Raw genomic sequence first — 23,550 nt, forward strand, 5'->3', positions numbered from 1 at the left:
CGGTACAGAAATGCCGCTTAAGCGAATTAACGGACAAATTGCCCATCTTTTCGATATATCGTAATATTTCATATAGATCTGGTTCATAAACAACCATAATATCATGAATTTAACATTTCTTCCTTCCTTTGGCGGGTCCATACCAATGCCTGTCTGCCTCTTTGCCTACTACAATCCTGACGGCCGACTGCCGCCCCACACCCGACATCTGCTCCGGCAGATCGCGTCCTGCGGTTTCACGATCCATATCGCCGCCTCCGGTCTTTCAGAGAACAGCGCCCAACTATTGCGAAACGACCTTGCGGACCCAACAGTTCCGATCCCCGCGACTGTCCATCCGCGCCCCAATACCGGACTGGACTTTGGAGCATGGCAGTTCCTGCTCTCCAAAGGCTGCGCGGACAACGCAACAGAGATTCTTTTCGCCAATGACAGCGTTTTTGGCCCTCTCATGCCTTTGCGCCCCATCATGGACCAGATGCGAGAGAAGAATCTTCAGGTCTGGGGCATGGTCCGCTCCGAGGCAGTCGTGCCCCATCTTCAGTCATGGTTCCTGTGTATGACGCGTGACGCCCTGGAGCATCCGGCGATTCAGCGCATTTTCAACCAGCCGTTCAACGATATGACCAAGGACGAGATCGTCCTGCACGGAGAGCTTGGCCTCGGACTGGCCATCAAGGCAGCCGGCCTGTCCACGGGAGCCTCCTGGAGCAGCACCCGGGGCCTCGCCCGCCTTTTAGCAATCAATCCCATGCATGCAGACTGGCGGACCGTCCTTCGATCGGGCAACGCTCCATTCATCAAAACGGAGCTTCTGCGCGACAATCCGAGCGGCATCGCCTCCATCCATCTGTGGCGCGGCGAAATCCCCGACCCGGCCTTTTTCAATCCAGACTGGATCGCGGCCTACCTGGCTTCAACCCCGCCACGCAACCGCTCTGCCCGAGCCAGCCTGCGCGCCAGAGCGGTTCAGGCGTTCGCCAGCGCAGACCGTCGCCACGCCTTCATCGCACTGCTTCTCGGACGTTAAGACCCGCCGCCTGTTGCAGGAAGGCATACAGTTCGTCTGCCTGTGTGTCGTAGGTCGCAAGGCGCTCCCGAAAGGGATTGACGTAATTCTCGAAACGCTCGGGCGCATCCAGCAACGCCGAGACAGCCTCGGCCAACGTCCGGGATTTACCATCCAGCGGCAGGCAGGTTCCGTTCAACCCGTCTACCACATCCTCGGACTGCCCCCCCGGAGACGTCGTCACAACCCAAACATCCCGTGCTAACGCCTCACGCACCGTCAGGCCGTAGCTTTCCTTCCATTGCGATGGAAAAAGCAGCACATCAATCTGATCGTAGAAATCGTCCAGCCCTGATTGCGTATAGGCCGGGACAACACGAAGCCGCCCCCGCACCGACCAGTCTTCCGGAAAAATCGACTGGAAGCCCAGATTGAGCTTGTTATCAACCAGCACAAGCTCCCAGTCACTCCGGGACAGGGACTGCATCGCCTCTTTCAGCAGACCATAGCCCTTGACGGCCTCTGTCCCCCCAACAAACCCGAACCGTAGCGGTGTACCGGCAGTTCGCTTCCTGCGCGGGCGCTCAGGCCAGCGAAACCCGTTTCGGTTGACCACGATCCGCTCGGGCGCAATCCCGTTCGCCAGATACAGCTCACGATGCGCCTGTGACGGACTGATCAGCAGAGCCGCCCCATTCAGCGCCTGTCGCATCACCACAGCCCGATCCGTGAGATGCCGTGCTCCCGGCACACAGGCCTGACAGACAGCCGAGTCAATGGTCGTCTGGAAGCAGTAACGTCCATCAGCCCGAACCATGAACTGACGCTCACACAACCACCAAGCATCATGCAGCGTCAGAACATAGGGAACCCCCTTCTCCTGACAGACCCGCAAAAGCCCGGTCCCAAGCCCCTGCGCGGCATGAACATGAACCACATCAGGCTGACAGGCCTCCAGAATTTCCGAGAACCTTGCCGTCATGGCCGGATTGTCCAGTTGCCCCACCCCCCCCTGATCATCAGGCAGAACCGAGGCAAAAACCGTCATTCCATCCACGTCGTAGCGAATATCGCCATCAGGGAGATCCGCAACGCTTGAGCGGGACGTCAGAACACTGATCTTCGCCCCTTTACGCACCAGCCGACGCCCCATCTCCTCAGCTACGATCGTGGCACCCCCGAAGGAACGGGGAGCGAAATAGACATTCGCCATCAGAACCCTGAGATTCTGTGCTTCCTGAACGGGTGGAGCACCAAACAGAAGCCGCGCCTGCGTCTGCACCATCGACTCCGGTGCATAGTGGGCCATCACATCTTCATACGCAGCCTCCGCCAGACGTTTGCGATAATTGTCGTCCCGCGCCAGCCTGAGGAAGGCGTTCCGCCATTCCTCAGCATCCGCCGCCAGACATCCGTTCTGTCCATCCCGCATCACAGTCAGGAAAGCTGCCCGCGGAGAGCAGATCGCAGCCACCCGGACAATCGCCGCTTCAAGAAACTTGATGTTGCTCTTGCAGTCGTTGAACAGCGTCGGTTCCAGCGGGGCAATCGCAATATCCGTCTGTGACAAAGCCCTCAGATATTCGGGATAGGACAGCTCAGTCAGACGTTCGACGCGGTCCCCAAACCGCTCAAATGCCGCAGAAAGCTGCAACTGCCCGATCACCCTCAGGCACAGCCGGGGTTCTTCAGCCATCGCAGCCAGCAATCCGGCCTCTGCCTGCCTGAAATCCGCATCATGAGTGTTGGTCCCAGATCCATAGGAGACCCACAGACGCTCTGAACTCGAATGCCGCGGCAGTGCTGCCGAAACTTTCAGCGTTTCCATATCCAGAGCATTCTCCAGAACCACTACATCCGAAAGACCCGCCTTGCGCATGGCCTCTGCCAGCGCCTCGGTTGACGCAATGCCCCGCCCACAGGCCAGCATACACCGTCGAAACAACACCACCCCAGACAACACAAGGTCACGTTCTGCGGCGGGAAGCGTTTTGATATTCCCGTTCTGGCGATATTCCTCTTCATCGAAAATCAGGTCATCGACTTCCCATCGCGGCGCCAGCTCCAGCCGATGGGCCTCCTGAACCAGTTTCAGAACATCCTCAAAACCGGGAACCCGATAAAAAATAACCTGTGTGCAAAGCTGCAACGCTGACATGGCATCAGCAATATCGCGCCAGTCCACAACCTGAACCGACCATCCCAACGCTGTTAGAAAATCGCGTTTCTGCCAGACACGATACTTGGCACACTGTCGCAGACTCAGTTCCGCAATAATCAATACTTTTGGCCGCATTCCATCTGACTGATGAGCAGCTTTGTAAGGGTGAAGCTGCCCCGTTTCGTCCTCGGCTTCAGGAAGACCAGTCCGTAATTTCGCACGGACCCTTTTCAGACGACGCAGGCGATGAACGACTTTTTTCTGAAGGCCAGCCCACCCATCCCGTGCCCACAGACGCACAAACCGTCCCGGCACATCCCGTACAGGCCGCCCAGACAGCAGTTTGCCTAACATCAGCGCACGGACGGCCCGCAGGGGAAGCGTCACACGCCAGGACAGAGACGTCTGAATCAGGGAAAGCTGTCGAAGAAGCTGCTGGTTTTCCTTTTGCAGCTGCTCCGCTCTCAACCCGTTCAGGCGGGCCGCACTTCGATAGCTTTCAATCAGTGTGTCGCGCGCATTATCGCGCATTCCATCAGGCTTTCGCAAAGGTCAAAAACAGTATCAGAAACACGAAAGGCCGGACCCTCTCGGATCCGGCCTTCCTGAACATTACAGGTCTGTCAGATGACAGATACCTGTTATCAGCTCAGGGTGAAGTTCGAAGCGTTCAGGTCGTTAACGCCCAGGAACGTGATCTTCGAGTTGTCGGACAGTTCGATCGTGGTGTTACCACCAGCAACCGTAGCATGCGACAGGACGTTCGACAGACCATTGTTGTTCTGAAGGCCGTACTGGTACAGGGCCATCAGGTTACCAGCTGCACTGCCGAAGTCGGTGATCGTATAGTCACCACCAGCAGAGCCCTTGTTCAGAGCGAACAGGTTTGCAGCGCCCGAACCACCCGTGAGGGTTGCTGAGCCCGAACCACCAACCAGCGTATCGGCAGAAGAGCCACCGATGATGGTTTCGTTGCCCTTGCCTGCGAACGCGTGGAGTGTGCCGTTGGAAGATGCAGCCGAAACGGTCTCATTGCCATCACCACCAACAAACAGGTTGGTCGAGTTGGCAGAACCGCCAACCAGATGCATGTCGAGACCCGACGCACCGAACAGCGTGGACGTACCAGCAGAGACAGTCGTGGAGCCCGTGCCGTTCAGGAACGTCAGAGAGCCCGAAGCCGTGATGGAGTTGGACGTACCACGGATCTGCCAGATGTCGGCAGAAGCCGAAATCGTGTCGTTCAGACCACCCGAGACGGTGCTCATGGCGCCGGTCGAGAAGTAGGTGCTGGAGCTGCCACCCGTGATGAAGCTGTTGTTGCCGCCCGAAACGGTGTTGTGCGACGTCGTGTCGTAAACCGTTGCGTTGGCACCCAGCGTAACCACGGAGCTACCGCCGAGCAGCGTAACCGTATCCGTACCGGCCTTGCCGTCGATGGTGTCCTGGCCCTCGGAACGAACAACATTCGTGCCGCTACCCAGAACGATGCTATTGTTGCCAAGACCACCGCTGATGGTGTTGTTGCCGTTGGTGCCCGTGATGGTGTCGTTGCCGTCACCCGTTGCAACGGTCCAGTTGCCCGAAGAGCTGCCGCCGTTGAATGTGTTGTTGCCAACACCGCCAACAAACGTGCCGTTCTGGTTGCTGGCATTGAACGTGACGCCGGCATAATCGCCAGCAAGAACACTGATGTTCTGAGCTGTGCTTCCCGAAACATCCAGGCTCACGGCAGAGTTCAGCGTGTCCTGGCCCGAATCGGAATAGCTGCCGACGGAGATGTACTGGGTGGTGCCGCCAGAAACGGAGTAGTCGCCGCCCTGACTGATCAGGCCGTGGCCCGGATTGGCACCCGTAGCGGAATTGCTACCGGCGACCAGATCGTAAGAATCGAGACCGCCACTGGTGTGGAGGGTGGAAAGAGCAGTCTGGTACTGCTGAGCAAGAAGCTGGGTCTGTCCACCATTGACCGTGACCGCGAAGGTCTGGCCGGAGGCGCCAACGACTGTAGTAATGTTAGCCATTACCATGCACTCCTAAAAAAGGTTGCCTCGCACCGGCGGCCCTCGGACCACCCAAATGATCGAGCGACGAGTCTTGCATATATCAGAGCGGGATTGTCAAAAGCAATCAACTTTGCACACGATACAAGGCTTCATGATCTGCCATTTAGGGAATTCGAAAAGCAACGCCGACAAAGGGGTTCTCCATTTTCATTACGCAAAAATGGAAAAGAGCGGATAATCCAACTCTTCAATCAAATCCTTTTATATCGAAAAAGTTCCGTCAATGTTAATTTCATAAGAAATAAATATTAACGCTACTGCTTCAATCCTTATCAGAACGTCATGTCTCTTTTTAAGATATATCGTCTCTCGCAGAAAAACCGATCCTCACAGGCCCGCTCGTGAATTTTTCCAATCCGCCCTCTCAACTCCCTTCAAAGCCCGATGATTTTCTGGTCCGTCTGACGCTTCTGCTCACATCAGAAACGGTTGACGACCGAAGCCTTTCTCAACAGCAGGATCAAACAGATCACGTCCATTTGATCATTTGGCTGATGATGATTCTGACTGAGGAAAAAAGGGTTTCAACCGCCCTCATCGAATATTCACCGCACCTTCCCAGTCGGACTGGAAAAACTCTTCGCAGATTTCTGGAGACCTATCTCCCGACCACCAACATCCAGATCACCCCCTATCCGTCTCAGATCACAGGGCACTCTCCTCCCGTCCTGCTTCAGGTTCTGGGGGACGTAACAAAGGTCTCTCCTTCGATACCTCTGTTATATTTCGGGGCCCATCATTCTGACGGATCTTTCGCACTCACTCCGGAAAACGTCCTGATCAACGCAGGCGATTCTCCTTTTCTGAGCTTTCTGCTGTCAGACACTCCGGAGAGCAGGAATTACCGTCATGCCATCCAGCAGCTTCTCCGCAGCGATCGGAAAAACCGTCTTCTGCGCGCCCGGTCTCAGGAGTTGCAGCAGGAATCCCTGAAGAAAACACATATCATCCAGGATCTGCGTGTTTCACTTCGCATGCTGTCCAACCGCAAGACCACGGATCTTGCAGACACACAGCTACACGAGCCTGCGGCAGAGAGCGTTTTACAGCCGACAGTATCCTCTATCGAACATGCCCCCGTCACGCCGTCCCCGCTCTGGCTTCGCGCAGGCCGTCGCCTGAAGCGTTCCCTTCTTCCCCGCCCTGCGCCTGTCGACATTCCAAATCAGGATTCCGCCGCGAGCGAAGACACAACATCTTCTCCAGAGGCGCCCTTTTCCGTCTCCCGCATCCTGTTCATTGCCGGCGAGCCGGACACGCCCGGCGTTCTCTATCGATGCGAGCGGAATGCAGCCGCAGCCCACGATGCAGGCTTCGATGCCAGAGTCCTGCCCTGTGCCTCAGTCGGCTACGACGACATCCACTGGGCGGACGTCATGGTATTCTGGCGCGTTGAATATAGCGGTCATGTCAGTACGATTTTCGATCTCGCCAGATCTGAAAACGTCGTGACTATCTTTGACGCCGACGATATCGTCTTCGTACCGCATTATGCACGCGTGGACCTGATTGATGGCATCCGCTCCATCGGCGCCACGGAAGAACAGATTGAGCGCTGCTTCTCGGACATGCGCCGCACCTTTCTGCGCTGCGATCAGGGGTCAACCACGACGGCAGAGCTGGTCTTTGCCATGCACAGCCTGCGCCCCGTGGTTCATCTACTGCCCAATATCTACGATATGGCCTCGCTGAAACGGGCCCGAATGGCGCTGCGCATGCGTGGGGAACCGGGACGCGTCAATGCCGGAGATGGACTGGTCCGCATCGGCTATGCCGCAGGCTCGCGGACCCATCAGCGGGATTTCGCTCCCATCTGCCCGACCATCGCAGATATCCTGCATCAACGCCCACAGGCCCGGCTTGTGCTGTTTCGCGAGCCCCAAACGCATCGTCCCATTCTGCTCGTGGAAGAATTTCCCAGCCTGATCCCCGTGCAGGACCAGATCGAATGGCGCGACATGGTGCCGCTCGCAGAACTTCAGGACGAGTTTGCGCGATTCGACATCTCCATCGCACCACTGGAAACAGGGAATGTCTTCTGCGAGGCCAAGAGCGAGATCAAGTTCTTCGAGGCCGCCCTGTCCGGTGCAGCGACAGTCGCTTCCCCTACAGGCCCATTCCGGCGCGTCATCCGTCAGGGAGAAACCGGCTTTCTCGCCGAGAGCCCTTCCGAATGGCACGACGCCCTGATCGAACTGATCGACAACCCCGAGCGACGCATCCAGATGGCACGGGATGCCTATCATTCCATTCTCTGGCCCTTCGGCCCACAGGCTCAGGCCCAGCGCATGAAGCTCGCACTTTCTTCCCTAAATGAGGACGACGCAGCGGCCCTCGCTGCCGAGACACGCCTGGCCCGAGATCGTCTGGTCCCACCGGACCTGCCCGTCATCCCCGCCAGCCGGACCATTTTCCATCATGACGCTTTGGGGGAAGCGCCAGTCACGGTCGTCATCACGTCCTATAATTACGAAGCGCACCTTCTGGACGCATTGGAATCCGTCGCGTCGCAGACCCTGCCCATGCTGGATCTGATTGTCGTGGACGATGGATCTTCCGACGGTTCGCTCGCTCTGGCCACAACATGGATGGAACGCCACCGCGAGCGCTTCAATCGCCTGATCCTACGCCAGTCCCTCACAAACGCCGGACTGGGCGGCGCGCGAAACATCGGAATGGATGCAGTCGAGACGGTCCATGTCATGCAGCTCGATGCCGACAACACCCTGCGCCCCGAAGCCTGCGAAACACTTCTCGAGTCCATGAATGACGGCACGGCCTATGCCTATCCGCTCATCGCCTGTTTCAACGAAAACGGCCCGGTCCTGATGGACATGACTGCTGACACCCACCACCGGCCGGGCACCCCGGAACTTCTGGGAGACCTGCCCTTCAACCCACTCTCCCTTGTTTCCGGAAACCGCATCGACGCGATGGCCATGGTCACGAAATGGGCCTGGGCTGCCGTCGGCGGCTATTATGTTTCACGTGAAGCAATGGGCTGGGAGGATTTCGATCTGTGGTGCTCAATGGCGGAACGCGGCCTGCCCGGCCATCATGTCCCGCAGATTTTGGCTGATTACCGCCAGCACGAAACATCCATGACAAACGCTTCAACCGAAAAAGACGCCCACAAGGCCCGCGTCGTGGCTTTCGTTCAGGGCCGCCATCCGTGGATCCGCCTCAGCGCCGAACAGGCAAAGCCCCGGAAAAACTGAAACTCTTCCACACCGAGCACGAAAAAAAACCCGCTCCCGGACAACTCCGGAAGCGGGTTTTTCATGACCTGAAAGATCGAACCGGACTTCTCGAAAGAAGCCCGATACACTCCAATCAGAACGGTGCGTCGATATCCACAACGTCGATCAGCTTGTGATTGACGAATTCCTTGATGCCCAGACCGATCAGCTCGCGGCCATAACCCGAACGGGCCACGCCACCGAACGGCAGATCAGCCTTCACCATCGTCGGATGGTTGATATAGACCATGCCCGTATAGATCTGCTCGGCAACCTTCACGCCACGCTTGGTGTCCTTCGTGAAGACCGAACCACCCAGACCAAACGGCGAATCATTGGCAATGCGAATGGCGTCCGCATCGTCCTTGGCGCGATAGAGCTGCGTGACCGGACCAAAGAACTCCCACAGACGGGCTTCATTGTTCTCGTGCAGGTTGGTCATCAGCAGCGGCTGGAAGAACGCACCCTTTTCCGGAACGGACGGGCCAATCGCCTCGACAACCGCACCATGCTTCTTGGCTTCCTCAACCTGAGCCTTCAGATCGTCCGCAGCCTTCTGCGAAGACAGCGGTGCCAGCGTGGTGGACGCATCCATCGGATCGCCTGCCTTCAGCTTGAGAACTTCCGCCTTGTACAGCTCAAGGAAACGATCATAAACGGCATCTGCCACGATCAGACGCTTGGCGGACACGCAGACCTGACCGGCATTCCAGTGACGGCCGAAAGCAGCCCATTTCGCGGTCTTCTCCAGATCTGCATCGTCCAGAACCAGGAATGCGTCAGAGCCGCCCAGTTCCATCGTGGACTTTTTCAGAGCCTGCGCCGCAATCCCGGCAACAATGGCGCCAGCCCCTTCCGAACCCGTAAGAGCCACGCCACAGACGCGCGGGTCCTTGAGGATCGTCTCGGTGTGATGACGGGCAGCATACAGATTGCGGAACCCACCCTTCGGCAGCCCGGCTTCCTGCATCAGGTCATCGAACGCCGCCGCGCACTGCGGCACGTTGGAGGCATGCTTGAGAATGACCGTGTTACCAGCAGAAAGCTGTGGCGCAATGATGCGGGCGATCTGATAGAACGGGAAGTTCCACGGCTCGATCGCAAGCACGATGCCCTGCGGCTGATGGATCAGCACGGCGTCGCCCGAGTTCGGGTCTGCAACCGGCAGCTTCTCGGATTTAAGAAGTTCTTCGGCATGCTTGGCATAATATTCGAAGATTTCAGCCGACAGGATCGTCTCGGCCTTGGCCTCGGCGTAAATTTTGCCCATTTCCAGCGTCAGAAGACGGGAATACTTGTCGATATCACGACGAAGGATATTGGCGGCGGCGGTCATGATCTTCGCACGCTCGGCGAAGGAGGTGTGACGCCAGCTCTTGAACGCATCATAGGCTTCGGTCAGCGCGGTCTGGACTTCCTGATCCGTGGCATCTGGAAAAGTCTTGAGCGTCTCACCGGTATAAGGGTTGATCGTAGCATAAGCCATGATGGGTCATATTCCTGTAAGGTGACGTGTTTGAGACATATTGGCACGAATGCCAAAAGACAAAACCCCCTAACAGTCATTCCTCCCGAAAGTTCACAGAGCTGTGTTCGTTTCAGGGAGATTATCCCATAACTCCTCAAGCCAGGCCGTCGCGGTCCCATCAGAGGGGGCGCGCCAGTCTCCCCGTGGCGAGAGAGACCCGCCCGCTACAAGCTTCGGACCATTGGGCATGGCCGAGCGCTTGAACTGGCTCGTTCCGAAAAACCGTCGCAGAAAAATTTCCAGCCAATGCCGGATTTCGGCCAGATCGTATGAGATTTTCCGATCCTCTGGATAATGGGCAGGCCAGTCTCCTCTGGCAGCGTCTCCCCAGGCAAACTCAGCCAGAAACGCGATCCGTGACGGACGGAACCCATGACGCAGGATGTAAAAGAGCGTGAAGTCCTGAAGCGGATACGGCCCGATCGTCTGCTCCGTACTCTGCACGCCCTGACCGGTATCAGGCACCAGTTCGGGGGTGATTTCTGCGCTGACGATCCGCTCAAGAACAGACCCAACCCCTTCACCCAGCTTTCCCTCACGCGCCAGCCAGCGGATAACATGCTGGATCAGCGTCTTCGGCATCCCGGCATTGACGTTGTAATGGGACATCTGGTCTCCCACGCCATAGGTGCACCAGCCCAGCGCAAGTTCCGACAGATCGCCCGTCCCGATCACGATCCCATTGCGGTAATTGGCGATCCGAAACAGGAAATCGGTCCGCAACCCCGCCTGCACGTTTTCGAACGTAATGTCATGAACGGGCAGCCCCTCCGCGAAAGGATGGCCGATCCCTTCCAGCATCGTCTGCGCCGTGGGTCGGATATCCAGCTCATTCACCTCGACACCCAGCGCCTCCATGAGCGCATGAGCCAGAGACCGGCTTTCACTTCCCGTCGCAAATCCGGGCATCGTGTAGGCCAGAACATGCGTCCGTGGCCAGCCAAGCTCATCCGCCGCCCGCACCGCCACCAAAAGCGCGAGCGTGCTGTCCAACCCACCCGACACCCCGATCACGGCCCGCTGCGCGCCACTGGCCTGCAACCGCCTCCGCAACGCACTGACCTGAATGGTCCATCCTTCGTAACAGTCCCGCGCCAGCGTCCGAGCATCGGACGGCACAAACGGAAACCGCACCACATCCCGCTTCAGTCCCAGATTGGTCATCGGAGGCTGGAGCGTGAACCCGACAGTCCTGAACTCCTGACCCGCCTGCCCGAACTGTCCGGCCCGCATCCGCTCCTGCCGCAGCAGGTCCAGATCCACATCCGCCACAACCAGACGTTCGCCCTGTGGAAAACGGTCCGACTGCGCCAGAAGTCGCCCGGCCTCATGGATCGAGACCTGACCATCCCATGCCAGATCGGTCGTGGATTCCCCTTCGCCTGCCGCCGCATAGGCATAGGCCGTCAGCGTCCGCATGGACTGCGCCTGACACAGCAAAGACCGGTCATCCGTCCGCCCGATCGTCACGGGAGACGCAGACGGGTTGAGAATGACCGTTGCGCCCGCTTCCGCAAGCGTTCCACTCGGCGGAGACGCCACCCACAGATCCTCGCAGATCTCCACACCGAGCGTCAGTCCGCGCAAATCCTCCGCCTGAAACAGCAGATCCGCACCGAACGGCACATCCTCCCCAAACAGGCAGATGCTCCCCGACATGCGAAGCCCGGACGTGAAGTGCCGGGGCTCATAGAATTCGCGATACCGCGGCAGATGAGATTTCGGCACCACGCCCAGCACCCGCCCCCGATGCACAACCGCCGCACAGTTATAGAGCAGTCCGCTACGCACAAGCGGCACCCCCACAACCGCGACAGGCAACAGATCCCGCGACCCTGCGACAACCCGCCGAAGTGCCTCCAGCGCCCCGTCCAGCACCACGTCCTGAAACCGCAAATCGTCCAGCGTGTAGCCCGTCAGCCCCAGTTCAGGGAACACCGCCGCCGCCACACTCTGCTGATCGCAGTCGCGCAGAACATCCAGCGTCCGCTCTGCATTCTTCAGCGGATCTGCAAGAAACACCGGCAACGTACAGGCTGCAATCCGGGCAAATCCCTGATGATACAGGGAACGGAACAGAGTCATAACGGCCCTCCGGCGGCGGCTTTAAGAAAAACAGGAACCGAGCGCCCGGTCCCCACACAAAACGCCCCACACAAAACGAATGTTGCGAAAATGAACCCGTTCACCCCGCCATCGTTCACCTTTTCAAACCCCGCTTCTCCGTCGGAGGGCGCGACTGACAAAAGGAGACATTTCCATGGACCTGCTACGCTGGACCATTGCCTTCCTGATTCTGGCCCTGTTTGCTGCAGTGCTGGGCTTCGGCGGAATTTCGGCAGATTTTGCCTATATCGGCAAGATCCTTTTCTTCATTTTCCTGGTGCTGCTGGTCATCAGCCTCATCTTCGGGCGAGGACGCGGCACCCGTCTCTGAGCACGGCCCTTAACGCCGGGAGCGTCCCATGCGGACGCTCCCCACCAGAGCAATCACAAAAACCGCCACGGCATACAAACCGCCCAACTCCGTCATGGAAACAGGCAGCCCAAACAGATAGTCCGGGGAATCACACGGCTTGTTCGGCCGGGCCGGCATCGCAGACATCCAGTCCTTGAAACTGCCTCCGTGAAAAGACGGCGCACGGCATTCCGGCGCGGGACTTGGCCAGAACTTGTGCTCCACACCTGCATGCAGCACAGCCAGACCGATGCTGGTCATCAGGCATAAAATCCCCGCAAAAACCGTATAACGCGCATAGCGTCTGGGAAGCAGAGCCGTGATAACGCCAATCCCAATCAGCACCCACCACGGACGCCGCTCCCACAGGCAAAGCTCACAGGGCGCAAGCTTCAGCCAGTGTTCGGCAAACCAGACAACCCCAAGCGCCACCACTCCGGCCAGAACATAAAAGCCACCCAGTGCAGTCGTAGAGACAGGGCGGCGTGGTCTGTTCATGGGCACGGACGGATTTCCTCCAGACTATCAAGGAACTGCTTGGACCAGCTTCCTGCGGTATTGCGGGAAACTTCTTCATACATTGCAGACCATGCCGCGTGACGCGCCTTGACGTCCATAGTCAGACCAATATGCAGCGCATCAGCCATTCCTTCGGCATCCAGCGGATTGATCAGCAGCGCCTCAGGCATTTCCGGTGCCGCTCCAGCAAACCGCGAGAGTACCAGAACGCCAGGGTCTTCCTCATCCTGAGCCGCAATGAATTCCTTGGCCACCAGATTCATGCCATCGCGCAGAGGCGTGACGAAGCCCACATCCGCCATCCTGTACAAACCGGCCAGAATATCGCGCCCGATTGGCCAGGTCGTATAACGGATCGGCACCCAGTCCGGCGTGCCATAAGCGCCATTGATCGTCCCGACCAGCCCGTCGAGTTCTTCCTTGAGCAGTCGGTAACTCTCCACCCCGCCCCGCGACACCGGCGTCACCTGAAGGAACGTCACCTGCCCGCGATGCTCGGGGTAATTCTTCAGAAGAGCCTCAAATCCCTTCATCCGCTCCGGCAGACCCTTGGAATAATCCAGCCGGTCCACCCCGATGATCAGCCTCGTGCCTTCCAGCGTATCGACGATCTTCACGACCTCGTCCGAGACCGCACTTTCGATCGCCTGCTGGCGAAAACTCACAGGATCAATCCCGATCGGCACAGCCTTCACAGCAGCTTTCAGACCATAAGCCTCAAAACATCCCCTGAGGTTGGACTCGTCCTCAGGCGTCTGAACGCCGATCAGGTCACAGGCCGCAAGGCCGGTCAGCAGCATGTCGAGTTTAGGCAGAAGCCGCGCCACGCTCCACGGCGGGAACGGAATATGCAGGAAAAATCCGATCCGCCCCGTCACGCCCCTGTCCCGCAGCATCTGGCCCAGCGGGAACAGGTGATAGTCATGAATCCAGATCGTATCGTCCGGCTCCAGAAGCGAGATCAACCGATCCGCAAAAACCCGGTTCGCCTCATAATAGACGTCACAGTCTTCCCGCGTGTAGCGAATCAGATTGGTGCGGTAATGGCACAGGGGCCACAGCACACCATTGGAAAAGTTCAGATAGAACCGGTCATACTGCTTCTGCGTCAGATCGAACGTCACATAATTGACGTTCCCGACCTGCTCGCGCTGGACAGGCCGATCGGCCGCATCCGCATGTTGATGGCCCGACCATCCAACCCAGACGGTCTCACGCGTCTGGACAGCATCATACAGGCCAACCGTCAGCCCGCCCGCAGGCTGTGTCCGCTCCCCTGGAGCGGGTGTGCGGTTCGATACAATGATCAGGCGCCCCATCCGCGTCCCTCCGAAAGCTCGTGCAGCCAGCGCCGGAACGTGGCCGCATCTGGAAAATCATCAGGAATGAGCCAGCCCGCACCACCCATGTGGCGCGCAGCCCTCACCCCATCCCGGTCTGTGACATCATCGCCGGCAAACAGCGGAAGACGCCCCCTGAAAGGCGGCTCCGCCATCAGTTCCTCAAGCGCCTTGCCCTTGTCGATCCCCAGAGGCCGCAGCTCGATGGCCATCTGTGCATCCTGAAGATGAAACCCGTGGCTTTCCACGGGCCAGGCTGCCGTCAGATTCCGAAACGCCGATTCAGCCTCGGGAGCGCGGCGATAATGCAGCACCATTCCAGCTTTTTTGTGTTCAATGCTAGCTCCGGGATAACGGTCGGCAAGTTCTGCACTCGTCGCAGTCCAGTCTGGCGGAACCAGAGGCAACACGCGCTGGCGAACATCCTGATCCGGCGCCGGACGCACCGCAACACCATGTTCCCCTGCCACAGCATAAGGAATACCCGGCAGGAAATGATCAATCTGGGCGATGGGTCGCCCCGTAATGATCGCCAGCGCACCGTCGAGCATATCGCGCAGTCGCAACAGATCGGCCGTCAGCCCTTCCGGGACACGCACGCCTTCAGGAGTGGGAGCGATATCGACGAGGGTCCCGTCGAAATCAAGCAGCAGAGCCGCCCGGGACGGGGAAAAGGGAACCTGAATCATGAAGCTGTCATTTCTTCCTGTTTCTGGGTCATTCCGCCCCGTCCAACCTTATTCGAGACCGGGGTCGGCCTGAGGAGGCGGTAACGGCTGCCCCGAGGACTGCGCGGGCGCTGCCGGAGCAAGGGACGGTGCTGCACCCGTGGAAGGCGCGAGCGGAATGGGATTATGACTGTCCGGAGCAAGCGGTACAGGACCACCTGAGGCAGAACCGGGCAGGGATACCGGAGCATCGCCACCCTCTTCCACCGGAACCTCCGCACCGGCGAGCACGGGAGCCTTCACCACAGGCAGAGGACCCGCCTGCGGTGCCGTCGGCACACCCGCACAGGAGACAACGCGCACATCGTACAAAGGGCTGCCATAAGTTGCGACAGAAGGTTCCTGCGCCAGCATCCACCCGTCAAAAGGCGGACGCTGAGGGTCGCTGGTATCCTTCAGATGCAGCAGAGCCCCGGCATCCGTTGCCAGTGTCTGCGGCCGGGTTACGCAGGCCTCAACTCCGACAGAGAGACTGCGATAGGCCGCTGTCCCACCAACCGGAACCGTCAAAAGCTCCAGATGACCGTCCAGCCGATCTAACACACGCACCACAGCCTGCGACTGGCCCTGCCAGGTGGCAGCCGGATACATGGCCGGAGGCGCTACACCCACAGCCGCCTGCGCTGCAACCGGCAGAAAAACTCCAGCCGCACCACACAGTAATGCGACGCCCACATACCGTTTCATCATGACGGCTCTCCCCCGGAACGCCCCTGCAAAGGATTTTTCAGATCAGAGAGCATGGCCTGGAACGTCTGCAACATCGCATCTGGCGCAACCCCCATCAGAACCCCGTCTTCAAAAGCATCCTGAAGCGCCTGACGCAGTTCTGCATCGTTTTCCCGCAAAAGCTGCACTTTCTCCACGCAGGATACAGGGTTCCCCTCATGGTCGACCCACAGAAAAGTCCTCTCCTGCGCCTGCGTCATGACTCAGGGCTCGTCCGACAGACTGCCCGCAGCCGGCTTGGACGCAGCGGCTTTCTGGCTCTTCTGCAAAGAATCCGTCACGGAGAAAATGAACTTGCTCAGAAGCTGTTCCAGGCTGATGGAGCCCTGGGTTTCCGTCATGACACCGCCGGGCTTTACCAGCGAATCCGCCCCACCCGGAGACAGCGCGATATACTTGCCGCCCAACAGACTGTCAGACGTCACGATCGCAGCGGAATCCGTCGGCAGCTTCACATCGGGCGCCAGCGTAAACGTCACCTGCGCCTGAAACGTCTTCGGATCGACCGTGGCCCCGGTCACATGCCCCACGGTAATCCCCGCCAGACGCACATCGGACCCCACGTTCAATCCGTCGATCTGACTGAACGAGGCGTGAACCGGATAGCCTCCGTCGTTGCCCTGATGATGCCCGACCATCGCCGCCACCAGAAGTCCCGCAAGGCAGACAAGGACTGCGAACCCGGCCAGAAGCTCCAGCCGGTCATGGCGGACCGTAACAGCGGTCATGACAATACCCTCGTGAAAATCATCCTTCCTGCACTACCCGACTCCGCTTCCCGCGTCCAATCCCCCCGCAGAAATCGTCCCGATCGGGCGTGGGGAAAATGTTATCCCCCATATCCCCATGTTCCCACCCATTAGCACCCTTCCAGAGGCCCTTTTCCGGCTTACGGGCCAACCGGCGCAGGGCGTAGATTTACGTCATGACAGCTCGCCTTCACTGGACCGGCGTTCGTATGAGGACGCTTCAGGTCATGACCGACCCCGACGACAGCGCCATGCGCTCCGTTACCCTTCCCGCTGCCTGGGATGACGAGGCCGCGCAGGCCCTTGCGCGCATCACCCTGAACGGCGGCCCGGTCAGACTTGCCGCCGAAGCCGCGCGCTGGGTGGACACGATCGACGCATGCCCGCCCCTGCCCGGCACCCCAGCAAACCCGCCTGCTCCGGGGCGGAGCCTGTCCTATCTTCTTCTGATGCAGCAGATGGCGCCCAATACGGCGCTGTGGCAGTGCCAGCCGGACGAAGCGCCGGGTTTCACCATCCGTCTGTCCAGCTTCGTGCAGGATTCCGGATTCGCCACGGAACATTTCGTCGCCTGCCTGCGTCTGGCCTGTGACGCCCTGCGCCGCCTTCATGCCGCAACACGGATCGAACGCACCGGCGAGCTGCCTTTGTTCGATCTGCCCGCGAAACCGGAAGACGAAGCCGCAGGTTTCGTTCTGCTGACGGATCTGGACGCCTGCCTGGCGGCCCTCGGCCTCGACTACGACAGTGACGATGCCCGCAACGCGGCCCGCGCCCTGTCCGCACTCGCCACCACGGTGGCCCGCGCCGGGACGAAACTGCCACCTCCTGCTATTCCGGAATCGCCGCTGGCAGACCTGCGCGCCGCAGCTTCTTCAGCTTACAATACGGAAGACGGTCGGCATTTCTGCCCAATCGAAACCGGATTTTCTTCTCCCGGCCCGACCGAGGGTCTTCTGGGCGTGGAAACCTGCGGTCTTGCACCGGCCTTCTCCCCACTGCGCGAAGACGGGCATCTGCGCGCCTCGACGCTGGCCCGACTGGCCAGCAGGGGCCTGACACCCGAATCCGCGCTCGCACTCGCATTGGCTGGCGAAACACCGCTACCGCCTGTTCGTCCCGAAGCGCAGGGCGCCATGCATGCGGCTCTCAAAAACGCCGTGGATTTCCTGCCCGCCGTTCCCGAACCCGATCTCGCTGACCTTCAGGCCAGACTGGCCCGCGGCGTGCGTCGTCCACTCCCGATGCGCCAGACCGGCTTTACCCAGCGTGCCGCAGTGGGAGGACACAGCCTCTTCATGCGCACCAGCGAGTTCGAAGACGGAACGCTCGGCGAAATCAGCATCACCCCACCCCGCGAAAGTCCCATGGCCCGCGGCCTGATGGACTGTCTGGGACATGCCGTCAGCATTGGCCTGCAATACGGCGCTCCGCTGGAATCCTTCGTGGAACGATTCGCCTATACGCGCTTCGGCCCCGCAGGCACCGTGGAAGGCGATCCTTCCACGGCCTATGCGACCTCAATGCTGGATTATGCCTTCCGCACCCTGTCGGACGCCTATCTGGGTCAGCCCATGCCCGATGCCCCGCGCCTCGAACCCAGCTCGGAAGATGTCGCCCCCATGCTTCCCTTCGGTCGCAGTTCCGGCGAAAGCCCGGAATGGAAAGACCGTGGACGCCGCCTGAAGCTGGTCAGCTAGGACGAAAACGGGTTTCAGAGGCTCGGGCGAGCAGAATACATTGACAGTCAACGGACTCGCCGGTAGCTAGCGCCTGCGCTGAGAAGGAATCCGGTTGAATGACCGGGTGAAAATGATGCGTACAGGGTAAGGGATCAGATCTCATGGGACACGCCCCTGCCGGTAACGACGGAAACTTCGACGAACGCCTCAAGCGCGCGCGTCAGAAGCTCGATCCCCGTTCAGGGGAATTCGCCGTAACCGACGCGGGCAATGATGACAGTTCCATGTCATCCCTTGGACTGGCGATCCGCGTGGGAACCGACCTTGTGGCCGGGCTCGCGGTCGGTGTAGCCATAGGCTACGCCTTGGGTCACTGGTTCGGGTACAGGGCTTTGTTCCTGTCCGTTTTCGCCCTGGCAGGATGTGGTGCCGGCATGTTGAATGTCTGGCGGGTTTTGAAGGATTCGGACATGGTGTCCGGACCGAAAGATGACGGGAGAAGCCAGCGTGGCAGCCGGATCGACGATTGACGCGCTCGGACAGTTCGAGCTCCATCCGGTTCTCGGACATCTGGGAGAAGCCCTGCGGTTCTCGCAGTCACCGCTGTTCATGCTGATCGCCGTCGCTGTCGTTCTCGTTTTTCTGTATGTCGGAATGCGTCCTGCCGCCGTTGTGCCGGGTCGCCTTCAGGCCGCTGCCGAGATCAGCTACGACTTCGTGCATGACCTCGCCGTCAGCACGATCGGCGAAAACGGCGCGACGTTCTTCCCGTTCGTCTTCGCAATCTTCTTCTTCATTCTGGCTGGCAACTATCTCGGTCTGCTGCCCTTCGCCTTCACCTACACCAGCCACATCGCCGTGACTTTCGGTCTGGCCATCATGGTGTTCGTTATCTCGATCCTTGCTTCCATCCGTTTTCAGGGTGTCGGCTTCCTCAAGCACTTCCTGCCCGCTGGGACGCCTGTCTGGCTTGCTCCGCTGCTGGTGCCGATCGAGCTCATTTCTTTCCTTTCGCGTCCGGTCAGCCTGTCGATCCGACTTTTCGCCAACATGGTGGCGGGTCACGTGCTTCTGGAAGTGTTTGCCGGCTTCACGATCATGCTCGCCGGTCTGGGCGCATTCGGCCACGTTCTGGCCGTCGCCCCGATCGCGATCAACATCGCGCTGACGGCCCTCGAACTGCTGGTGGGTGTGTTGCAGGCCTATGTGTTCGCCATCCTCACCTGCATCTATCTGCGTGAGGCCGTCGCTCACTGAGCCACACCAGCTTCGCACTAACCCTTTTAATCGACCCAACTAAGGAACCTGACAATGGACGTTCAAGCCGCTCACGAATTCGGCATCAGCATCGCCCAGGCCGCCCGTGACCTCGGTGCCGGTATTGCCGTTTTCGCCCTCGCCGGCGTCGGCATGGGTCTCGGCAACATCTTCTCGACGCTGATCAGCTCGGTTGCCCGCAACCCGGCTTCGCGTCCGCATGTCTTCGGCATCGGCATGCTGGGCTTCGCGCTGACGGAAGCCGTCGCGCTGTTCGCCCTGCTGATCGCGTTCCTGATCCTGTTCGCCTGAGGTCGAACATGTACCGTACGCCACGCCTCTTCCTGTTCGCCGCTCCGCTTGCGGCCGTGCCGGGCCGTGCCGTGGCTGCGGGCATGCCACAGCTGAACTTTCACGATCCGCTGCTGATCGGACAGGTCGTCTGGGGAGCCGTCATTTTCGGCGGCTTCTATCTCGCCCTGAGCCGCTTCGCACTGCCGCGTGTCGAACGGGTCCTGACCAACCGTCGGACCCGCATCCAGAGCGATCTGGATGTTGCCCGCAAGGCTAAAGCCGAGGCCGACCGCGCCAGCGCGGAACTCCTCAGCGCCCGTCATGAAGCAGCCGAGCAGGCCCGCGCCCATGTGGAGCGGATCCAGAGCGAAGCCCGCGCCAGCGCGGATGCTCACGCTGCGGAAACGGCCAAGCGTCTCGAAGCCGAGATCGCAAACGCCGAGACCCGAATCACCCAGTCCCGTGAACAGGCCCTGTCCAGCCTGTCCGAGATCGCCACCAGCACCACACAGGATCTGGTTGCGCGTCTGATCGGCACGCAGGACGAACAGACTGTCGCCAGCGCCGTCAAACGCGTCAGCGCCTAAGGAGACGATGATGTTCCACGATCCCCGGTTCTGGACCGCCCTCGCCTTCGTCCTGTTCTTCGTCATTTTCGGACGCAAGCTCTGGATTGCCATCACCGGCCATCTGGACGCCCGCGCTGAAAGCGTCCGTCACGACCTCGACGAAGCAGCCCGCCTGCGTCGCGAAGCCGAGCAGATGCTGGAAGACGCCACCCGCGAGCGTGAAAAGACTCTGGCTGAAACACAGGCCATGCTTGCACGCTCCGAGGCCGAAGCCGCCGGTCTGGCAGAACGCGCCCGCAAGGATGCCGAAGCCGCCGCAGCCCGCTACGAGAAGATGGCGCAGGATCGGATTCACGCAGCCGAACGCTCGGCCATCCGTGAAATTCAGGATCGCGCCTCCCAGATCGCAGTCGCCGCAGCCCGCGACGTTGTGTCAACCCGCCTGACGGAAAGCCCCGACATCGCCTCCAGCCTGCTCGACCAGAGCATCAACAGCCTGCCGGAAGCCCTTCGGCGCTCCGCTGCCTGATCCGATGCCCACCTCCACGGTGCAAGGTTCCTTTCATGACGACGGACAGCCCACAAGGCTCTCCGTCGTCATGGCCGTTCTGAACGAGGCGGACAATATCCTCCCCGTCTGTCAGGAACTGGCCGAAACCTTCGGTGCCGACCCTTCAATAGAAATTCTGGCTATTGACGACGGCAGCACCGACGCCACCGTCAAAAAGCTTCTGGAAGCCCGGCAGACCCTTCTGCCCCGCCTCCGCATCATCAGCCACCCGAAGCGTCTCGGAAAATCAGCGGCTCTCCGGACAGGCATCACCGCCGCAAATGGACAGTGGATCGCCACCATCGACGGCGACGGACAGGATGATCCTTCCGCCATCCTGAAAATGCTGGAACGCGCGATATCGACGCGGGGGGCCCAGCCTCTGGTAGTCGGCGTCCGCCGAAAACGCAACGACCGCCTGTCCCGTCGGATTGCCACGCGCCTCGCGAACGGACTGCGTCGCCGCCTCCTGAACGATGGCTGCCCGGACACGGGTGCCCCCCTCAAACTTTTCCCGCGCAATCTCTTTCTGAGAATTCCACAGTTCGAAGGCGTCCACCGCTTTCTTCCTGCCCTGCTAGGACATTACGGCGCACCGCTGATCTGCATCGAAGTCCAGCATCGCGCCCGACTGCACGGCAGCTCGAAATATACCAATTTCAACCGGGCTCTCGTGGGTATCCGTGACCTGCTGGGCGTCATGTGGCTCCAGAACCGCACGCACCTTCCCGAACACCTGACCGAACACTGAAACCGTCACCGGGTCCCGCTTCAGCGGTTCCCTGCCGCACGTCCGGCCTGACAGAACGGCGCGGAGAGTGCCCATGACCCTGAACCTCCGGCATTATGCTTTTTTGGGGCTGCTGGCCTTTCTGCTTGCCCTTCCCGGCCGCATGACACTTCCGCCTCTTGATCGAGACGAGCCGCGCTACATGGAAGCATCCGAACAGATGCTTCTTTCCCATAATTTCATCGACGTCCGCTTTCAGGATAAGCCGCGCTATCTGCAACCGGCCGGAATCTACTGGCTGGAAGCGGCTTCGACAGCGGCCGCTGAAAAAATTTTCGGCCCTTCCGTTCTCCGCAAAACCTGGCCGTACCGGATTCCAAGCCTGCTCGTTGCAGCGACGATCGTACCGTTAACAGCCTGGATCGGCGCAACCCTGTTCGGAGGCCCCACCGGGCTGATGGCCGCTGGCCTGTTGATGGTCTCAACCCTGTTCGTCGCCGAAAGCCATATGGCGACCATCGACACCGTCCTGCTGCTCGACATCCTGTGCATTCAGGCCGCGCTCCTGTGCGCCTTTACAGATCGGCAGAAAAATCGCCCCACGCATCTCCGGGTCGCGATTGCCTACTGGTTCGCTCTGGGTGTGGGCCTCATGCTCAAGGGACCCGTCGTCCTCATTCCGGGATTCGGTACCCCGCTGGCCCTATGGCTGATGGAGCGGGACCGGTCATGGTGGTCACGTCTTCGCCCGCGCTGGGGGTGGCTTATCATGCTTGCCGTGGTCGTTCCCTGGTGCATTGCCATTGAAGTCATAAGCGGCGGAGACTTTTTTGCCCGCGCGGTCGGACGCAATTTTCTTGGCAAGGTGGCTCATGGTCAGGAAGCCCACGGGCTTCCCCCCGGCTTTCACCTTCTGGTCTTCGGACTGGCCTTCTGGCCCGGATCGCTTTTCGCCGTCTTCGCCATCCCGGCCGTCTGGAAGAACAGAAAACTGCCACAGGTCCGCTTCCTGTTGAGCTGGATTCTTCCCCACTGGCTGGTGTTCGAACTGATCGCCACCAAACTCCCCCACTACGTCCTGCCAACCTATCCGGCGATTGCCATCCTCACCGCAGCCAGCCTGATGATCTGGCCTATCCCAACAGCCCCGCGATGGGCAAAAGCCCTGCTCGGGGCTTATGGCGTTTTATGGATGATCATCGGCCTTGCCTTCTGCTTCGCCGGCAGCATTGCGCTCTACAGTCTTGAGCACACAGTCTCTCTTTCAGCCCTGATCGCACTAGGAGGCGCACTGCCGCTGATGCTTGGGGCCGTTCTGATGCTTCTGAAACAGGAACGTCGACAGGCCGCCTTCTGCGCCATGGGAGCCGCCGTTATCGTTCACGCTGGTCTTTTTCTAGGCGTCATTCCCAATTTGCAGACCATCCGTCTCAGCCCCAGAATCGCAGACCTCTTCGAAAATGTTCGGCCATGCACGGACAGCGTCCTCGTATCAGCATCTTATTCAGAACCAAGCCTCGTTTTCCTTGCAGGGCCCAACACCCAACTCATCGGCCCCGCCGAGGCAGCAGAATATCTGCATAATCATCCGCAATGCAGCCTGGCACTGATCGATCATAAAGACGAAGCCACCTTTGAACGGGCACTGAATAAATATGGTCTCAATGCTGTGGAGTATGGCCGTCTTCAGGGCGTCAATTATTCAAACGGGCACCATCTCAATCTGGGACTTTTCGCACCTCGGTAAATTTATTCGTATCGAAAAACAGATAGGTGTTAAAAATATTTGAACTTTCCATACATGTTATGCGCTTCACGTAATGGAAACCTGTATCCGTTCCGGCTGTTAGATATTTCATTAATTCATAATCTTCCCGGGAGAGTCTTTGAAAGAGATTAATTTTTATTCTATACTTAGAGTATTACATATGATTTAAAGCAT

General features: G+C 59.4%; 21 protein-coding genes. 11 read left to right on the plus strand and 10 right to left on the minus strand.

Features of this window, described 5'->3' with window-relative positions; translation table 11 throughout:
- The first annotated feature begins 139 nt into the window (after nucleotides 1-139).
- Nucleotides 140-1,030, plus strand: coding sequence for a rhamnan synthesis F family protein (locus tag ABDK74_RS08730; protein WP_408874508.1), 891 nt, complete (start codon nucleotides 140-142; stop codon nucleotides 1,028-1,030).
- Here the strand turns inward: ABDK74_RS08730 and ABDK74_RS08735 are convergent.
- Entirely contained in the window at nucleotides 1,005-3,701 is a 2,697-nt protein-coding gene (locus tag ABDK74_RS08735) for a glycosyltransferase (RefSeq protein WP_346003501.1), read from the minus strand. The two genes, ABDK74_RS08730 and ABDK74_RS08735, sit on opposite strands and share 26 nt — an antisense overlap.
- A gap of 113 nt (nucleotides 3,702-3,814) precedes the next feature.
- Complete coding sequence (locus ABDK74_RS08740; RefSeq protein WP_346003502.1) at nucleotides 3,815-5,194, minus strand: calcium-binding protein; 1,380 nt, start codon at nucleotides 5,192-5,194, stop codon at nucleotides 3,815-3,817.
- Between the two features lie 536 nt (nucleotides 5,195-5,730).
- On the opposite strand from ABDK74_RS08740, the gene ABDK74_RS08745 reads away from it, so the two are divergent.
- Complete coding sequence (locus ABDK74_RS08745) at nucleotides 5,731-8,454, plus strand: glycosyltransferase (RefSeq protein ID WP_346003503.1); 2,724 nt, start codon at nucleotides 5,731-5,733, stop codon at nucleotides 8,452-8,454.
- Nucleotides 8,455-8,569: 115 nt separating this feature from the next.
- Here ABDK74_RS08745 and ABDK74_RS08750 read toward each other — a convergent pair whose 3' ends face one another.
- Together ABDK74_RS08750 and ABDK74_RS08755 are read right to left on the minus strand one after the other, a co-directional pair.
- Entirely contained in the window at nucleotides 8,570-9,961 is a 1,392-nt protein-coding gene (locus ABDK74_RS08750; protein ID WP_346003504.1) for an NAD-dependent succinate-semialdehyde dehydrogenase, read from the minus strand.
- A 93-nt stretch (nucleotides 9,962-10,054) separates the two neighbouring features.
- Nucleotides 10,055-12,088, minus strand: coding sequence for an NAD(+) synthase (locus ABDK74_RS08755; RefSeq protein ID WP_346003505.1), 2,034 nt, complete (start codon nucleotides 12,086-12,088; stop codon nucleotides 10,055-10,057).
- Between the two features lie 181 nt (nucleotides 12,089-12,269).
- Here ABDK74_RS08755 and ABDK74_RS08760 point away from each other — a divergent pair, with 181 nt between their 5' ends.
- The gene (locus ABDK74_RS08760) at nucleotides 12,270-12,440 is read left to right on the plus strand and encodes a DUF1328 domain-containing protein (protein WP_198945444.1); all 171 of its coding nucleotides are present in this window, start codon (nucleotides 12,270-12,272) and stop codon (nucleotides 12,438-12,440) included.
- A 9-nt stretch (nucleotides 12,441-12,449) separates the two neighbouring features.
- On the opposite strand, the gene ABDK74_RS08765 is transcribed toward ABDK74_RS08760, so the two are convergent.
- Genes ABDK74_RS08765 through mlaD form a run of 6 tightly spaced genes read right to left on the minus strand, consistent with a single transcriptional unit; the run spans nucleotide 12,450 to nucleotide 16,505 of the window.
- Nucleotides 12,450-12,959, minus strand: a complete 510-nt coding sequence (locus ABDK74_RS08765; RefSeq protein WP_346003506.1) for a disulfide bond formation protein B — start codon at nucleotides 12,957-12,959, stop codon at nucleotides 12,450-12,452.
- On the minus strand, nucleotides 12,956-14,299 hold the full coding sequence (locus tag ABDK74_RS08770; RefSeq protein ID WP_194256098.1) for a trehalose-6-phosphate synthase: 1,344 nt from the start codon (nucleotides 14,297-14,299) through the stop codon (nucleotides 12,956-12,958). The genes ABDK74_RS08765 and ABDK74_RS08770 overlap by 4 nt, the downstream gene beginning before the upstream one ends.
- Complete coding sequence (otsB, locus tag ABDK74_RS08775) at nucleotides 14,287-15,009, minus strand: trehalose-phosphatase (RefSeq protein ID WP_346003507.1); 723 nt, start codon at nucleotides 15,007-15,009, stop codon at nucleotides 14,287-14,289. Before otsB ends, ABDK74_RS08770 begins: the two co-directional genes overlap by 13 nt.
- Before the next feature lie 48 nt (nucleotides 15,010-15,057).
- Nucleotides 15,058-15,738, minus strand: coding sequence for a DUF2155 domain-containing protein (locus ABDK74_RS08780; protein WP_346003508.1), 681 nt, complete (start codon nucleotides 15,736-15,738; stop codon nucleotides 15,058-15,060).
- A complete protein-coding gene (locus ABDK74_RS08785; protein ID WP_346003509.1) occupies nucleotides 15,735-15,977 on the minus strand; it encodes a hypothetical protein in 243 nt (80 codons plus the stop codon). Before ABDK74_RS08785 ends, ABDK74_RS08780 begins: the two co-directional genes overlap by 4 nt.
- Nucleotides 15,978-15,980: 3 nt before the next feature.
- The gene (mlaD, locus tag ABDK74_RS08790; protein ID WP_194256094.1) at nucleotides 15,981-16,505 is read right to left on the minus strand and encodes an outer membrane lipid asymmetry maintenance protein MlaD; all 525 of its coding nucleotides are present in this window, start codon (nucleotides 16,503-16,505) and stop codon (nucleotides 15,981-15,983) included.
- A 197-nt stretch (nucleotides 16,506-16,702) separates the two neighbouring features.
- Between mlaD and ABDK74_RS08795 the strand changes: the two genes are divergently transcribed.
- From ABDK74_RS08795 to ABDK74_RS08830, 8 genes are all read left to right on the plus strand, one after another.
- On the plus strand, nucleotides 16,703-18,226 hold the full coding sequence (locus ABDK74_RS08795) for a vitamin B12-dependent ribonucleotide reductase (RefSeq protein ID WP_346003510.1): 1,524 nt from the start codon (nucleotides 16,703-16,705) through the stop codon (nucleotides 18,224-18,226).
- Between the two features lie 143 nt (nucleotides 18,227-18,369).
- The gene (locus ABDK74_RS08800) at nucleotides 18,370-18,738 is read left to right on the plus strand and encodes an AtpZ/AtpI family protein (protein ID WP_194256092.1); all 369 of its coding nucleotides are present in this window, start codon (nucleotides 18,370-18,372) and stop codon (nucleotides 18,736-18,738) included.
- Nucleotides 18,716-19,465 carry a F0F1 ATP synthase subunit A gene (locus tag ABDK74_RS08805; protein WP_194256104.1) on the plus strand — a complete coding sequence of 250 codons (750 nt, stop codon included), beginning with the start codon at nucleotides 18,716-18,718 and terminating at the stop codon, nucleotides 19,463-19,465. The genes ABDK74_RS08800 and ABDK74_RS08805 overlap by 23 nt, the downstream gene beginning before the upstream one ends.
- An 84-nt stretch (nucleotides 19,466-19,549) precedes the next feature.
- The gene (locus ABDK74_RS08810; RefSeq protein WP_024717170.1) at nucleotides 19,550-19,777 is read left to right on the plus strand and encodes an ATP synthase subunit C family protein; all 228 of its coding nucleotides are present in this window, start codon (nucleotides 19,550-19,552) and stop codon (nucleotides 19,775-19,777) included.
- Nucleotides 19,778-19,785: 8 nt separating this feature from the next.
- Nucleotides 19,786-20,346 (plus strand): hypothetical protein, encoded by a 561-nt coding sequence (locus tag ABDK74_RS08815; protein WP_099287272.1) that lies wholly within the window; start codon nucleotides 19,786-19,788, stop codon nucleotides 20,344-20,346.
- A gap of 10 nt (nucleotides 20,347-20,356) precedes the next feature.
- Nucleotides 20,357-20,857 (plus strand): F0F1 ATP synthase subunit B, encoded by a 501-nt coding sequence (locus ABDK74_RS08820; RefSeq protein WP_194256103.1) that lies wholly within the window; start codon nucleotides 20,357-20,359, stop codon nucleotides 20,855-20,857.
- A gap of 4 nt (nucleotides 20,858-20,861) precedes the next feature.
- The gene (locus ABDK74_RS08825; RefSeq protein ID WP_346003511.1) at nucleotides 20,862-21,629 is read left to right on the plus strand and encodes a glycosyltransferase family 2 protein; all 768 of its coding nucleotides are present in this window, start codon (nucleotides 20,862-20,864) and stop codon (nucleotides 21,627-21,629) included.
- A gap of 73 nt (nucleotides 21,630-21,702) precedes the next feature.
- Nucleotides 21,703-23,355 (plus strand): glycosyltransferase family 39 protein, encoded by a 1,653-nt coding sequence (locus ABDK74_RS08830; RefSeq protein ID WP_346003512.1) that lies wholly within the window; start codon nucleotides 21,703-21,705, stop codon nucleotides 23,353-23,355.
- The last annotated feature ends 195 nt before the right edge of the window (nucleotides 23,356-23,550 follow it).

The organism is Gluconobacter sp. OJB (assembly GCF_039638275.1).
Lineage (GTDB): Bacteria > Pseudomonadota > Alphaproteobacteria > Acetobacterales > Acetobacteraceae > Gluconobacter > Gluconobacter cerevisiae.